The sequence below is a fragment of the Acidovorax sp. SDU_ACID1 genome (genome assembly GCF_045291395.1).
Lineage (GTDB): Bacteria > Pseudomonadota > Gammaproteobacteria > Burkholderiales > Burkholderiaceae_C > MR-S7.
The window spans coordinates 1,918,259-1,930,816 of the sequence record NZ_CP152342.1; the positions used below are offsets into that span (position 1 = coordinate 1,918,259).

At 71.2% G+C, this 12,558-nt stretch carries 12 protein-coding genes; 9 read left to right on the plus strand and 3 right to left on the minus strand.

The genetic code is table 11. The features are described from left to right. Window positions 1–6 precede the first annotated feature (6 nt). On the plus strand, window positions 7–882 hold the full coding sequence (locus AAG689_RS09430; RefSeq protein ID WP_406625713.1) for a MaoC/PaaZ C-terminal domain-containing protein: 876 nt from the start codon (window positions 7–9) through the stop codon (window positions 880–882). Window positions 883–945: 63 nt separating this feature from the next. Here the strand turns inward: AAG689_RS09430 and AAG689_RS09435 are convergent, their stop codons facing one another. Both AAG689_RS09435 and map read right to left on the minus strand, forming a co-directional pair. Further along, entirely contained in the window at window positions 946–3,576 is a 2,631-nt protein-coding gene (locus AAG689_RS09435; protein WP_406625714.1) for a [protein-PII] uridylyltransferase, read from the minus strand. Between the two features lie 36 nt (window positions 3,577–3,612). After that, window positions 3,613–4,428 carry a type I methionyl aminopeptidase gene (gene map, locus AAG689_RS09440; protein WP_406625715.1) on the minus strand — a complete coding sequence of 272 codons (816 nt, stop codon included), beginning with the start codon at window positions 4,426–4,428 and terminating at the stop codon, window positions 3,613–3,615. A 131-nt stretch (window positions 4,429–4,559) separates the two neighbouring features. Here map and AAG689_RS09445 point away from each other — a divergent pair, with 131 nt between their 5' ends. From AAG689_RS09445 to AAG689_RS09470, 6 genes are all read left to right on the plus strand, one after another. Beyond that, window positions 4,560–5,351: an SDR family oxidoreductase gene (locus AAG689_RS09445; protein WP_406625716.1), complete on the plus strand. Its 792-nt coding sequence runs from the start codon at window positions 4,560–4,562 to the stop codon at window positions 5,349–5,351. A 39-nt stretch (window positions 5,352–5,390) separates the two neighbouring features. Continuing rightward, on the plus strand, window positions 5,391–5,804 hold the full coding sequence (locus tag AAG689_RS09450) for a PaaI family thioesterase (protein ID WP_406625717.1): 414 nt from the start codon (window positions 5,391–5,393) through the stop codon (window positions 5,802–5,804). An 85-nt stretch (window positions 5,805–5,889) separates the two neighbouring features. Beyond that, window positions 5,890–6,906: an NADP-dependent oxidoreductase gene (locus AAG689_RS09455; RefSeq protein WP_406625718.1), complete on the plus strand. Its 1,017-nt coding sequence runs from the start codon at window positions 5,890–5,892 to the stop codon at window positions 6,904–6,906. Next, window positions 6,903–7,364 (plus strand): GNAT family N-acetyltransferase, encoded by a 462-nt coding sequence (locus AAG689_RS09460; protein WP_406625719.1) that lies wholly within the window; start codon window positions 6,903–6,905, stop codon window positions 7,362–7,364. The genes AAG689_RS09455 and AAG689_RS09460 overlap by 4 nt, the downstream gene beginning before the upstream one ends. Further along, on the plus strand, window positions 7,361–8,293 hold the full coding sequence (locus tag AAG689_RS09465) for a glutathione S-transferase family protein (RefSeq protein WP_406625720.1): 933 nt from the start codon (window positions 7,361–7,363) through the stop codon (window positions 8,291–8,293). Before AAG689_RS09460 ends, AAG689_RS09465 begins: the two co-directional genes overlap by 4 nt. Further along, the gene (locus AAG689_RS09470; RefSeq protein ID WP_406625721.1) at window positions 8,290–9,195 is read left to right on the plus strand and encodes an SDR family oxidoreductase; all 906 of its coding nucleotides are present in this window, start codon (window positions 8,290–8,292) and stop codon (window positions 9,193–9,195) included. Before AAG689_RS09465 ends, AAG689_RS09470 begins: the two co-directional genes overlap by 4 nt. A gap of 60 nt (window positions 9,196–9,255) precedes the next feature. Here the strand turns inward: AAG689_RS09470 and AAG689_RS09475 are convergent, their stop codons facing one another. Then, complete coding sequence (locus tag AAG689_RS09475) at window positions 9,256–9,846, minus strand: DUF1566 domain-containing protein (RefSeq protein WP_406625722.1); 591 nt, start codon at window positions 9,844–9,846, stop codon at window positions 9,256–9,258. A 79-nt stretch (window positions 9,847–9,925) separates the two neighbouring features. Here AAG689_RS09475 and AAG689_RS09480 point away from each other — a divergent pair, with 79 nt between their 5' ends. Continuing rightward, complete coding sequence (locus AAG689_RS09480; RefSeq protein WP_406625723.1) at window positions 9,926–11,164, plus strand: multidrug effflux MFS transporter; 1,239 nt, start codon at window positions 9,926–9,928, stop codon at window positions 11,162–11,164. Window positions 11,165–11,214: 50 nt separating this feature from the next. Next, the gene (locus AAG689_RS09485) at window positions 11,215–12,552 is read left to right on the plus strand and encodes an MFS transporter (RefSeq protein WP_144425069.1); all 1,338 of its coding nucleotides are present in this window, start codon (window positions 11,215–11,217) and stop codon (window positions 12,550–12,552) included. Window positions 12,553–12,558 lie beyond the last annotated feature (6 nt).

Genomic DNA, 12,558 nt, shown 5'->3' on the forward strand with positions numbered 1-12,558 from the left:
ACCTCCATGCCCATCGACTACCAGAACCTGCGCCAGTGGCCCTTCCAGGAAGCGGCCGTGCGCTATGGCGCCAACGACTGCATCCGCTACGCGCTCAGCCTGGGCATGGCCCAGGACCCGCTGGATGCGCAGGACCTGCAGTACGCCTACGAGGAGGGCCTGCGCGTCGTGCCCACCTTTCTGTCCACCATGGGAGGCTCGGGCGCGTGGTTCCGCGACCCGCGCTCGGGCATCCAGTGGCTGCAGATGCTGCACGGCGAGCAGCGCATGCGCTTCCATGGCGCGGTGCCGCCGGGCGCCGAGCTGACCTGCCGGGCGCGCATCAGCCGCGTGGTGGACAAGGGGGCGGGCCGCGGCGCCCTGGTCGTGGTGCAGCAGGACTGGGCGCATGCCCCGGGCGGTGCGCCGCTGGCCACGGCGCAGCAGGTGCTGTTCTGCCGGGCGGACGGCGGATTCGCCACCACTGCGCAGCCCGGCGACGTACCGCTGGAGCCCTTGCGCTGCGCACCCCGGCGTGTCCCGGACCAGACCCTGGACATGCCCACCTTGCCCAACGCGGCGCTGCTCTACCGGCTGGGCGGCGACCGCAACCCCATCCACGTGCTGCCGCAGGCTGCGCGCGAAGCCGGCTTCGACCGGCCCATCCTGCACGGCCTGTGTACCTACGGCATGGCGGCACGGGCGATCCTGAGGGCCGGCGGGCTGGGGGACGGCACCCGGCTGTCCGCCATCGCGGCGCGGTTCTCCGCGCCCGTGTTCCCGGGCGAGACGTTGCAGGCTCGCCTGTGGCACGGACCGCAGCAGGTGCAGTTCGAGCTGTGGGCGCGCGAGCGCGCGGTGCCGGTGCTCAGCCACGGACTGGCGGAGCTGCAGCCCTGCTGAGGTACCAGTAAAAATGGCCTCCAGCGCTTGTCCGATAAGCGCGAGCAGCTATTGAAAGAATAGCTACTGGTCCGCCAGCGCCTGCAGCAGCTCGGTCTCCAGGCGGATCTGCGCGGCGTTGCTCTGCAACTCGGCGCCCTGGACGAGGAAGGTATCTTCCACCCGCTCGCCCAGCGTGCTGACCTTGGCCAGCTGCACGCTGAGGCCATGGCGCGAGAGCACGCGCGCCACCACGTACAGCAGGCCAGCGCGGTCGCTGGCCGAGATGCTGATGAGCCAGCGCTGAGCCTTCTCGTCGGGCCGCAGCGTGACGCGCGGGGCGATGGGAAAGCTCTTGACCCGGCGCGAGACGCGCCGGCGCGCGGGCTCGGGCAGGGCGCCGCGGTCCTCGATGGCGCGCAACAGGTCGTTTTCCACCAGGTGGATCAGTTCGCGGTAGGCGCCGGGCTGCTCGGACGCGACGACCTGGAAGGTGTCCAGCGCATAGCCGTTGGTGGCGGTGTGCACGCGCGCGTCCAGGATGGAGAAGCCCGCGCGGTCGAAGTAGCCGCAGATGCGCGCGAACAGGTCCGGCTGGTCGGGCGCGTACACCAGCACCTGCAGCCCTTCGCCGGCCAGCGACTGGCGCGCGCGCACCACGGTCTTGTCCGCGCCCACGTAGCGCGAGAGGTGGCGCGTGTGCCAGGCGATGTCGGCCGCGTCGTGGCGCATGAAGTAGCTCACGTGCAGCGTGTCCCAGAGTTTCTTGTGCACCTCGTGCGGCAGGGCGCTCAGGGCCAGGGCCACCTTGGCCTCGCGCTTGCGCGCCTCGATCTCGGCGGCGGCATCGGGCGCGCGCCCGCCCAGCACGCGCAGCGTGGCGTGGTAGAGGTCCTCCAGCAACTTGCCCTTCCAGGCGTTCCACACCTTGGGCGAGGTGCCGCGGATGTCGGCCACGGTGAGCAGGTACAGCGCCGTCAGGTAGCGCTCGTTGCGCACGCGCCGCGCGAAGGCGGCGATCACGTCGGGGTCGGACAGGTCCTGCTTCTGCGCCACTTGGCTCATGGTGAGGTGCTCGGCGACGAGGAATTCGATGAGCCTGGCGTCCTCGCGCCCGATGCCGTAGGGCGCGTGCTGGCGGCAGAAGCGCCGCGCCTCCATGGCGCCGATCACCGAATGGTCGCCGCCGCGGCCCTTGCCGATGTCATGGAACAGCGCGGCGACGTAGAGGATCCAGGGCTTGTCCCAGCCCGCGGCGAGCTGCGAACACGAGGGGTATTCGTGCGCATGCTCGGCCATGAAGAAGCGCCGCACGTTGCGCAGCACCATGAGGATGTGCTGGTCCACGGTGTAGACGTGGAACAGGTCGTGCTGCATCTGCCCCACGATGCGTCGGAACGGCCAGAGGTAGCGCCCGAGCACCGAGGTCTGGTTCATGAGCCGCATGGCGTGCGTGATGCCGGCGGGCTGCTGCAGGATCTGCATGAACGTGGCGCGGTTGGCGGGGTCGCGGCGGAAGGCGCTGTCCATCACGCCGCGCGCGTTGTAGAGCGCGCGCAGCGTGCGGGCGGACAGGTCCTTCAGGCCCATGGTGGTCTCGTAGAGCAGGAAGGTCTCGAGGACGGCGTGCGGGTCTCTCTCGTAAAGGTCGTCGCTGGCCACCTCGATCAGCCCGGCCTTCTCGAAGAAGCGCGCGTTGATCGGGCGCAGCTCGTGCGCCTGCGGGTTGAGCCGCTCCTCGATGCCCAGCAGCAGGATCTGCGTGAGCTGCGAGACGGCCTTGGCGGCCCAGTAGTAGCGGCGCATCAGCGTCTCGCTGGCGCGCATGGCCAGGCGCTTGCCGTCGGGCGCGGTGGAGCGGTAGCCGAAGGACTCGGCCACGGCGGTCTGCAAATCGAATACCAGCCGGTCCTCGCCCCGTCCCGCCAGCGCGTGCAGGCGCGCGCGGATGAGGAACAGCAGCGCCTCGTTGCGCTCGATCTGGCGCACCTCGAAAGGCGTGGCCAGCCCGCTTTCCGCCAGCGCGCGCCAGGTGCCGCCCAGGCCGGCGGCGCGCGCCACCCACAGGATGAGCTGCAGGTCGCGCAGCCCGCCGGGCGATTCCTTGCAGTTGGGCTCCAGCGCGTAGGGCGTGTTCTCGTACTTGGTGTGGCGCTGGCGCATCTCCAGCGTCTTGGCGGTGAGGAAGGCGCGCGGGTCCATCTGCGCGTCGTAGCGCTGGCGGAAGCCCGCGAACAGCGTGGCGCTGCCGCACAGCAGGCGCGATTCGAGCAGCGAGGTCTGCACCGTCACGTCGGCGGCGGCCTCGCTCAGGCATTCGGCCACGGTGCGCACGCTGGAGCCGATCTCCAGGCCCGCGTCCCAGCAGCTGCCGATGAACGCCTCGATGGCCGCGCGCGGCACCTCGGCATCGTCCGGCAGCAGCACCAGCACGTCCACGTCGGAATAGGGAAAGAGCTGCGCGCGGCCATAGCCGCCCACCGCCACCAGGGCCATGGCCTCGGGCAGCCCGGCGCGGCGCCAGAGCTGGCACAGCAGGCGGTCGGCCAGGGTGGAGAGCGCGCGCAGCAGGCTGCGGATGCCGCGTGTGGAGGCGCCGCTGCCCTGCAGCGTGGCCAGCAGCGCCGCCTTGTCCTGGCGGTAGCAGTCACGCAGGGCGTGCAGCGGTGCCAGGTCGGGACGTGCGCAGGCAGAAGAAGGGGTGGCAGGGTTCATCGACGAAAAACCAGCAAGAACCGTGCGCGCCTCCCCTCAGGTGGCAGTGGCGGTCACGAAGGAGGGCAGGGCGGGGTAGCCGGCCGACAGCGTCAGCACGTCGAAGCCGGTCTCGGTGACCAGCACCGTGTGCTCCCACTGGGCCGAGAGGCTGTGGTCCTTGGTGACGATGGTCCAGCCGTCGTTGCCGTGCTCCTTGACCTCGCGGCGGCCGATGTTGAGCATGGGCTCGATGGTGAAGGTCATGCCGGGCACCAGCTCCTCGCCCGTGCCGGGGCGGCCGTAATGCAGCACCTGCGGTTCCTCGTGGAACTTCTTGCCGATGCCGTGGCCGCAGAACTCGCGCACCACCGACAGGCCGTGGCCTTCGGCGAACTTCTGGATGGCGTGGCCCACGTCGCCCAGGCGCGCGCCGGGCTTGACCTGCTGGATGCCCAGCCACATCGACTCATAGGTGAGCTGGCACAGCCGCTTGGCCGCGATCGAGCACTCGCCGATCAGGAACATGCGGCTGGTGTCGCCGTACCACCCGTCCTGGGAGATGACGGTGACGTCCACGTTCATGATGTCGCCCTTCTTCAGGGGCTTGTCGTTCGGGATGCCGTGGCAGACCACGTTGTTGATCGAGGTGCACAGCGACTTGGGGTAGGGCGGGTAGCCCGGCGGCTGGTAGCCCAGCGTGGCCGAGCGGCTGCCCTGGCGGGCCATGCATTCCGCGGCGAGGCGGTCCACGTCGTTGGTGGTCATGCCGGGGCGGATGTGGGGCGTGATGTAGTCCAGTACCTCCGACGCCATGCGGCAGGCCTCGCGCATGCCTGCGATGTCCTCGGCACTCTTAGGGGTGATGCTCATGGGGCGCGATTATCCCACCGGCCCCGGCGCGCCCGGGGCGCGGGCGCGCGAATCGCACAGGCGACAGCGGGCCTTGGAGCTGTGTGGCCACAATCGCCCTTTACCGCTTTTTCATTCTGGGAGACGCATCCATGGCCCGTACCGTGCAGCAACTTTTCGACCTCTCCGGCAAGACCGCCCTCGTCACCGGCGGCTCGCGCGGCCTGGGCCTGCAGATGGCGCATGCGCTGGGCGAGGCGGGCGCGCGGGTGGTGGTGAGTTCGCGCAAGGCAGAGGACCTGGAGCAGGCCGTGGCCGAGTTGCAGGCCGCCGGCATCGACGCGCGCTGGATCGCCGCCGACTGCGCCAGGGAGGACGACATCCAGCGTCTGGCCGCCGAGACGCTGCAGCGCGTGGGCGACGTGGACATCCTCGTCAACAACGCCGGCGCCAGCTGGGGCGCCGCGGCCGAGGACTACCCCGCCGCGGCCTGGGACAAGGTGATGAACCTCAACGTGCGCGGCTATTTCCTGCTGTCGCAGGCCATCGCCAAGCGCAGCATGATCCCGCGCCGCGCGGGCCGCATCATCAACGTGGCCTCCATCGCTGGGCTGGCGGGCAACCCGCTGGAGATGAAGACCATCGCCTACAACACCTCCAAGGGCGCGGTCATCAACTTCACGCGCGCGCTGGCGGGCGAGTGGGGCGTGTACGGTATCGGCGTGAACGCGATCTGCCCCGGCTTCTTCAAGACCAAGATGGCCACGGTGCTCATCGAGACCATGGGCGAGGAGAAGATGGCCGCGCACGCGCCGCTGCGCCGCCTGGGCGACGACGAAGACCTGAAGGGCATCACCCTGCTGTACGCCAGCGAGGCGGGCAAGCACATCACCGGCCAGTGGCTGGCGGTGGACGGCGGGGTGAGCGCGATCATCGGCGGCTGAGGCTATCCTTGCGCATCACCTGCTTTTGAGGAGCCGCCCGTGCTGGATTTCGGTGCCAACATCCCCTTCGTCCACGAGCTGGGCTTCTCCCTGCGCCACATGCAGGGCGGCACGTCCGAGCTGCACTACGAGGCCCGGCCCGAGCACCTGAACTCCTACGGCGTCACCCACGGCGGCGCCACGATGACGCTGCTGGACGTGGCCCTGGCCACGGCCGCGCGCAGCGACACGCCGGACCAGGGCGTGGTCACCGTCGAGATGAAGGCCAGCTTCATGCACCCCGCGCGCGGCCCGCTGGTCGCCAAGGGGCGGCGGCTGCACCGCACGCGCTCGCTGGCCTTTGCCGAAGGCGCCATCTACGACGCCGAAGGCCGCATGTGCAGCCACGCCACGGGCACCTTCAAGTACGTGCCCAAGGCCGCGCGCGAAGGCGCCTCCGTGCCCACGGACTGAAATACAAGCCAAATCGGCCTCTAGCGCTTGACAGGAAAGCGCAGGCAGCTATTGAAACCATAGTGAATCAACCGGAGACACCGCCATGCCACGCAACCAGCAGATCCTGCTCGACAACCGCCCGCAGGGCGAAGCCACGGCCGGCAACTTCCGGCTCGCCGCCACCGACACGCCGCCGCTGCAGGACGGCCAGGTGCTCGTGCGCCACCACTACCTGAGCCTGGATCCGTACATGCGCGGGCGCATGAACGACAGCAAGAGCTATGCCGCCAGCCAGCCGCTGGGCGAGGTGATGATCGGCGGCACCGTGGGCGAGGTGGCCGAGAGCCGCCACCCCAGGTTCGCCGTGGGCGACAAGGTCGTGGGCATGGGCGGCTGGCAGGAATGGAGCGTGGTCGACGGCAATGCGCCCGGCATGCTGCGCAAGGTGGACACCACCCACGTGCCGCTGTCGCACTACCTGGGCGCCGTGGGCATGCCCGGCGTGACGGCGTGGTACGGCCTGGTCAAGATCATCGAGCCCCGGGCCGGCGAGACCATGGTGGTGAGTGCCGCCTCGGGCGCCGTGGGCAGCGCCTTCGGCGCGCTGGCCAAGGCGCGCGGCTGCCGGGTGGTCGGCATCGCGGGCGGGCCGGACAAGTGCCGCTACGTGACCGAGGAACTGGGCTTCGACGCCTGCATCGACCACCGCGAACACGGCGACCTGAAAGCCATGTCCAGGGCGCTCAAGGATGCCTGCCCCGACGGCATCGACGGCTACTTCGAGAACGTGGGTGGCACCATCCTCGACGCCGTGCTGCTGCGCGCCAACGCCTTCGCGCGCGTGGCCGTGTGCGGCATGATCGCCGGCTACGACGGCCAGCCGCTGCCGCTGCAGAACCCCGCGCTCATCCTCATCAACCGCATGAAGGTGCAGGGATTCATCGTCAGTGAGCACATGGAGGTGTGGCCCGACGCGCTCAAGGAGCTGGGCGGCCTCGTCGCCACCGGCAAGCTGCGCCCGCGCGAGAGCGTGGCGTTGGGGCTGGCGTCCGCGCCCGAGGCCTTCCTGGGCCTGCTCAAGGGAAAGAACTTCGGCAAGCAGTTGGTGAAGCTGGTGTGACCGTGCACTGGACCTGGGCGCGCTTCGACGACCTGGGCGTGCACGCGCTGCACGACGCGCTGGCCCTGCGCTGCCGGGTGTTCATCCTGGAGCAGGGCCCTTACCAGGACCCCGACGACGCCGACAGGCACGCCTGGCACCTGCTGGGCCGCGCCGAGGCCGGCGGTCCGCTGCTGGCCACGCTGCGCGTGGTGGACCCCGGCGTGAAATACACGGAGCCTTCCATCGGCCGCGTGGTCTGCGCGCCCGAGGCGCGCGGCACCGGCCTGGGCCGCGCGCTGGTGGCCGAGGGGCTGGCGCGCTGCCGCGCCGCCTGGCCGGGCAGGGCGGTGCGCATCAGCGCGCAGGCGCGCCTGCAGCGCTTCTATGGTTCCCTGGGCTTCGCGCCCGTCTCGCCCGAATACCTCGAAGACGGCATTCCCCACGTGGAAATGCTGTGCTCTGGAGCGTACCGATGACCACCCCGATCCTGCACCACTACCCCGCGTCCCCCTTCGCGCACAAGGCGCGCTGCATGCTCGGATTCAAGCAGCTCGCGTGGAAATCCGTCATCGTGCCCAGCGTGGCGCCCAAGCCCGACGTGCTGGCGCTCACGGGCGGCTACCGGCGCACGCCCTTTCTGCAGATCGGGGCCGACGTCTACTGCGATACGGCGCTCATCAGCGACGTGCTCGAACACCTGCGGCCCGAGCCCGCGCTGTACCCGCCGCACCTCAAGGGCGTCTCGCGCGTGTTCGCGCAGTGGGCCGACACCACGCTGTTCTGGACGGCCATGGCGTACAACCTGCAGCCGCGCGCGGCCGAGGCGCTGTTCGCCGGCCAGCCGCCGGGGGCGGCCCAGGCCTTCAGCGACGACCGGCGCGCCATGGGCATGCCGCGCCTGCGCCCGCAGGACGCCACGGCCGCCTACCGCTCCTACCTGCGGCGCATCGCCAGCATGGTGGAGGAGCACGACTTCCTTTTCGGCACCGAGCCCTGCGTGGCCGACTTCGCCGCCTACCACCCGCTGTGGTTCACGCGCACCTGCGTGCCGGCGATGGCTGGCATCCTCTCGGCCACGCCCGCCGTGCTCGAATGGATGGACCGCATCGCCGCGCTGGGCCAGGGCCGCATGGAGAAGTTCAGCGCCGCGGACGCCATCACCGTCGCCGCCAACGCCGAGCCGCTGCCCCTGCCGCCCGAGGCCTTCCAGGACGAGCACGGCATCGCCCTGGGCAGCCGCGTGGCCATCGCGGCCGAGAGCTTCGGCACCGAGCCCACCGAGGGCACCCTCGTCGCCGCCACGCGCACGCGCTACACCCTGGCGCGCACCGATCCGCGCGCGGGCGCGGTGCACGTGCACTTTCCCCGCATCGGATACGTATTGAGAAAGGCAGAGACAGCATGATCGACGACTTCGCGGGAAAAACCGCCGTGCTCACCGGAGCCGGCTCGGGCTTCGGCCTGGAATGCGCGCGGCTGGGCGCCAGCAAGGGCATGAACCTGGTGCTGGTGGACGTGCAGCAGGACGCGCTGGACCAGGCCGCCGCCGAACTGCAGGCCACCGGCTGCCAGGTGCTGGCGCGGCGCGTGGACGTGTCCGACGCGCAGCAGATGGAGCAGCTCGCGCAGGCCGTCTGGAGCCGCTTCGGCGCGCCGCACTTCGTGTTCAACAACGCAGGCGTGGGCGCGGGCGGTCTGGTGTGGGAGAACACCGTGCGCGACTGGGAATGGGTGCTGGGGGTCAACCTCTGGGGCGTGATCCACGGCGTGCGCCTGTTCACGCCCATGATGCTGGAGGCCGCGCGCCGCGACCCGGCCTGGCGCGGCCACATCGTCAACACCGCCAGCATGGCCGGCCTGCTCACGCCGCCCAACATGGGCATCTACAACGTGAGCAAGCACGCCGTGGTGAGCCTGACCGAGACGCTCTACCAGGACCTGCGCCTGGTCACCGACCAGGTGGGCGCCAGCGTGCTGTGCCCGTACTTCGTGCCCACCGGCATCGGCCGCAGCGAGCGCAACCGGCCCGCGGCGATGGAGGGCGAGAAGCCCACCAAGAGCCAGCTCATCGGCCAGGCGATGATCGAGAAGGCCGTCACCAGCGGCAAGGTCACGGCGGCCGACGTGGCGCGCAAGGTGTTCGACGCCGCGCAGGCGGACCAGTTCTACGTGTTCAGCCACCCGCACGCGCTGGGCAACGTGCAAAGCCGCATGGAGAGCATCCTGCGCATCGAGAACCCGGCCGATCCGTTCCTGGAGCGGCCCGAGGTGGGCCTGCAGCTCAAGGCTGCGCTACGGGCGCAGTGATTCAAAAAGAGAGCTGCCAGCGCTTGTGCATCAAGCGCTGGAGCCCATTTTCATGCCCGTTCAAGGCGCGGGCCGCACCAGCCGCACGGCCATGCGCGTCGCCCGCCCCACGTCGCCGCGTGCCTCGCCGGTGGACATGTCCACCGCCCAGCCCTGCTGCACGGACAGCTGGCTTTCCCCCTCGCCGCCGCGCACCACGTTGCCGTAGGCATAGGGGTTGACCGCGGCGGCGTTCACGCTGGCCGTGCCCGTCCAGTGCCAGTCGCGCGGCGCGGCGGGGAAGAGCTGGGCGTCCATGGTGGGCGGCCTGGCGCTGCGGTCCACCAGGCGGCGCAGCTCGTTGACGCGCGGCAGGCGCCAGCGCACCCCGTCGGCCTTGCCGAGCGCCTTGGCCCGCGCCTGCGCCTCGCCATAGGTGAAGAGCTGGGCCATGCCCGTGCAGGTGCTGCCGTTCCAGCGCATGCCCTCCACGCAGCGCGGCCAGGCCAGGCGTGCGCGGTGGTCGACCACCAGCGTGCCGTCGGCCGACAGGCCCAGCGCGGGCTGCGCGGGCGCGGCGGCATCGCCTGCGGCGCCCGCGGGCAGGGCGAAGGCGGCTGTCAGCACAACCGCCCAGCGGCGGCATGGCATGGAGAGGGCGGGCAATGGCATGGCGAATGTCCTTGCAAGGGTCTGGCGGCATTGTCCCGCACGGCGCCGAAGGGCGGCCGATGTGGCGACAATCTGCCGAATGCCTTTTTCCCCCTTCTTCCGCATGGCCCTGATCCTGGGGCTGCTCTCGGCCATCGGCCCCTTCGCCATCGACATGTACCTGCCGGCGCTGCCGGCCATCGGCGCGTCGCTGCGGGCCGACGTGGGGGCGGTGCAATGGAGCCTGACGGCCTTCTTCCTCGCGCTGGGCGTGGGCCAGCTGGTCTACGGGCCGGTGTCGGACATGGTGGGGCGCAGGCCGCCGCTGTTCTTCGGGCTGGGCCTGTTCACCCTGGCCAGCGTGGGCTGCGCGCTGGCGACCGACGTGCACACGCTGGTGCTGCTGCGCTTCGTGCAGGGGCTGGGCGCGGCGGCGGGCATGGTGATCCCGCGCGCCGTGGTGCGGGACCTGCACACGGGCACCGAGGCGGCGCGGCTCATGTCGCTGCTGATGCTGGTGTTCAGCGTGTCGCCCCTGCTGGCGCCGCTGGCCGGCAGCGGCGTGATCGCGCTGACCGGCTGGCGCGGCGTGTTCTGGGTGGTGGCCGTGGCGGCGCTGGCCGGGCTGGTGCTGGTGCAGCGGGCGCTGCACGAGACGCGGCCGGCCGCCCAGCGCGTGGAAAGCTCCCTGGGCAGCGCGGCATCCTCCTACGGCACGCTGCTGCGCGACTGGCACTACCTGGGGCTGGTGGGCATCGGCGGCTGCTCCATGGCCGGCTTCTTCGTCTACCTGGCGGGCTCGCCCTTCGTGCTGATCAACCACTACGGGCTGTCGCCCGTGCAGTACAGCGCGGCGTTCTCGGTCAACGCGGCGGCCTTCTTCGCCAGCGCGCAGTTCACGGCGCGGCTGGGGCGGCGCTACGGCATGGTGGCGGTGGTGAAGACGGCCGCCAGCGGCGCGGGCATGGTCATGCTGGTCCTGCTGGCGCACTACCTGCTGGGCGGCGACCGGCTGGCCGTGCTGCTGGTGCTCTACTTCATCGCCAGCGCGCTGATGGGGCTGGTGATTCCCACAACCTCCGTGCTGGCGCTGGAGGAGCACGGCGCCATCGCGGGCACGGCGTCCGCCCTCATGGGCACGCTGCAGATGCTGATCGGCACCCTCGCCATGGCGGCGGTGGGCCTGTTCGCCACCGACGCGCCCCTGCCCATGGTGGTGGGCATGGCCACGGGGGCGCTGGCGGGCGTGGCGCTCACCTGGATCACGCTGGGCCCGGTGGGCACGCAGCGCATCGCGCGAGGCACCGCGAAGGACACGGCCCAGGGGCGTCAACCGTGAGTGCGCCGCCCCTGGCCGACGGCCTGCCGCAGCCCGCGCGCCGGCAGGCGATGCTGGTCATCATCCTGGGGCTCACGCTGGCGGTGCTCGACAGCAGCATCGTCAACCTGGCGCTGCCCGACATCGCGCGCCAGCTGCGCTCCGGCGCCGCCCAGAGCGTGTGGGTGGTCAACGCCTACCAGATCGCCACCCTGGTGGCGCTGCTGCCGCTGGCCGCGCTGGGCGAGCGCCTGGGCTACCGGCGCGTCTACCTGGCGGGCATGCTGCTCTTCGCGCTGGCCTCCGTGGGAGCGATGCTGGCGGCCAGCATGCCTGCGCTGGTCGCGGCGCGCGCGCTGCAGGGGCTGGGCGCCTCTGGCGTGATGGCGGTGAACGCGGCCCTGGTGCGGCTCATCTACCCCCGCGCCCAGCTCGGGCAGGGCATGGCCGTCAATTCGCTGGTGGTGGCCACCGCATCCATGGCGGGACCGTCGGTGGCGGCGGCCATCCTGTCGGTGGCGTCGTGGCCCTGGCTGTTCGCCATGAACCTGCCGCTGGGCCTGCTGGCCTGGTGGCTCGCCCGCCGGGCGCTGCCCGACAACCCGGCGGCGCAGCGCCCGGCGCCGCGCTTTTCCGCGCTGGACGTGCTGCTCAACGGCGCCATGTTCGCCCTGCTGTTCCTCGGCGGCGCCCAGCTGGGCGTGCGCGCCGCAGGGCAGGGCGGCGGGGCATCGGGCTGGCTGCTGCTGTGCGCCGGCCTGGCGGTGGGGGCGGTGCACCTGTGGCGGCAGTGGGGGCGCGCGGCGCCGCTCTTTCCCGTTGACCTGCTGCGCATCCCCGTGTTCGCGCTGTCCATGGCCTCGTCCGTGGGCGCGTTCTGCGCGCAGATGCTGGGCTTTCTCTCGCTGCCCTTCCTGCTGCTGGAGTCCTACGGCCGCAGCCACCTGCAGGCAGGCCTGCTCATCACCGCCTGGCCCCTGGCCACGGCGGTGGTGGCGCCGCTGGCGGGCCGGCTGATCGGCCGCTACCCGGACGGCCTGCTGGGCGGCATCGGCATGGCCGTGTTCGCGGCCGGCCTGCTGGCCCTGGGCCTGCTGCCAGCGCAGCCGGCGGACGCGGACGTCCTGTGGCGCATGGCCCTGTGCGGCGCGGGCTTCGCGCTGTTCCAGTCGCCCAACAACCACACCATCGTCACCTCGGCCCCGCTGCACAGGAGCGGCGCGGCCAGCGGCATGCTGGGCACGGCGCGGCTCACGGGGCAGACACTGGGCGCGGTGGTGCTCGCCGCGATCTTCGCTCTGCGGCCGGGGCACGACGGCAGCGCGGAGGCGCTGGCGCTGCTGGTGGCTGCGGGGTGCGCGGTGCTGGCGGGGGTGTGCAGTTCGCTGCGGGTGAAGCGGCAGGACTGATCTTCC

Bases quoted from the DNA above. Each gene is read 5' to 3' on its own strand.
- AAG689_RS09465 (WP_406625720.1), top strand. From the start codon at position 7,361: ATGACCACCCCGATCCTGCACCACTACCCCGCGTCCCCCTTCGCGCAC.
- AAG689_RS09480 (WP_406625723.1), top strand. From the start codon at position 9,926: ATGCCTTTTTCCCCCTTCTTCCGCATGGCCCTGATCCTGGGGCTGCTC.
- AAG689_RS09445 (WP_406625716.1), top strand. From the start codon at position 4,560: ATGGCCCGTACCGTGCAGCAACTTTTCGACCTCTCCGGCAAGACCGCC.
- AAG689_RS09430 (WP_406625713.1), top strand. From the start codon at position 7: ATGCCCATCGACTACCAGAACCTGCGCCAGTGGCCCTTCCAGGAAGCG.
- AAG689_RS09435 (WP_406625714.1), bottom strand. From the start codon at position 3,576: ATGAACCCTGCCACCCCTTCTTCTGCCTGCGCACGTCCCGACCTGGCA.
- AAG689_RS09470 (WP_406625721.1), top strand. From the start codon at position 8,290: ATGATCGACGACTTCGCGGGAAAAACCGCCGTGCTCACCGGAGCCGGC.
- AAG689_RS09455 (WP_406625718.1), top strand. From the start codon at position 5,890: ATGCCACGCAACCAGCAGATCCTGCTCGACAACCGCCCGCAGGGCGAA.
- AAG689_RS09475 (WP_406625722.1), bottom strand. From the start codon at position 9,846: ATGCCATTGCCCGCCCTCTCCATGCCATGCCGCCGCTGGGCGGTTGTG.
- map (WP_406625715.1), bottom strand. From the start codon at position 4,428: ATGAGCATCACCCCTAAGAGTGCCGAGGACATCGCAGGCATGCGCGAG.
- AAG689_RS09485 (WP_144425069.1), top strand. From the start codon at position 11,215: ATGCTGGTCATCATCCTGGGGCTCACGCTGGCGGTGCTCGACAGCAGC.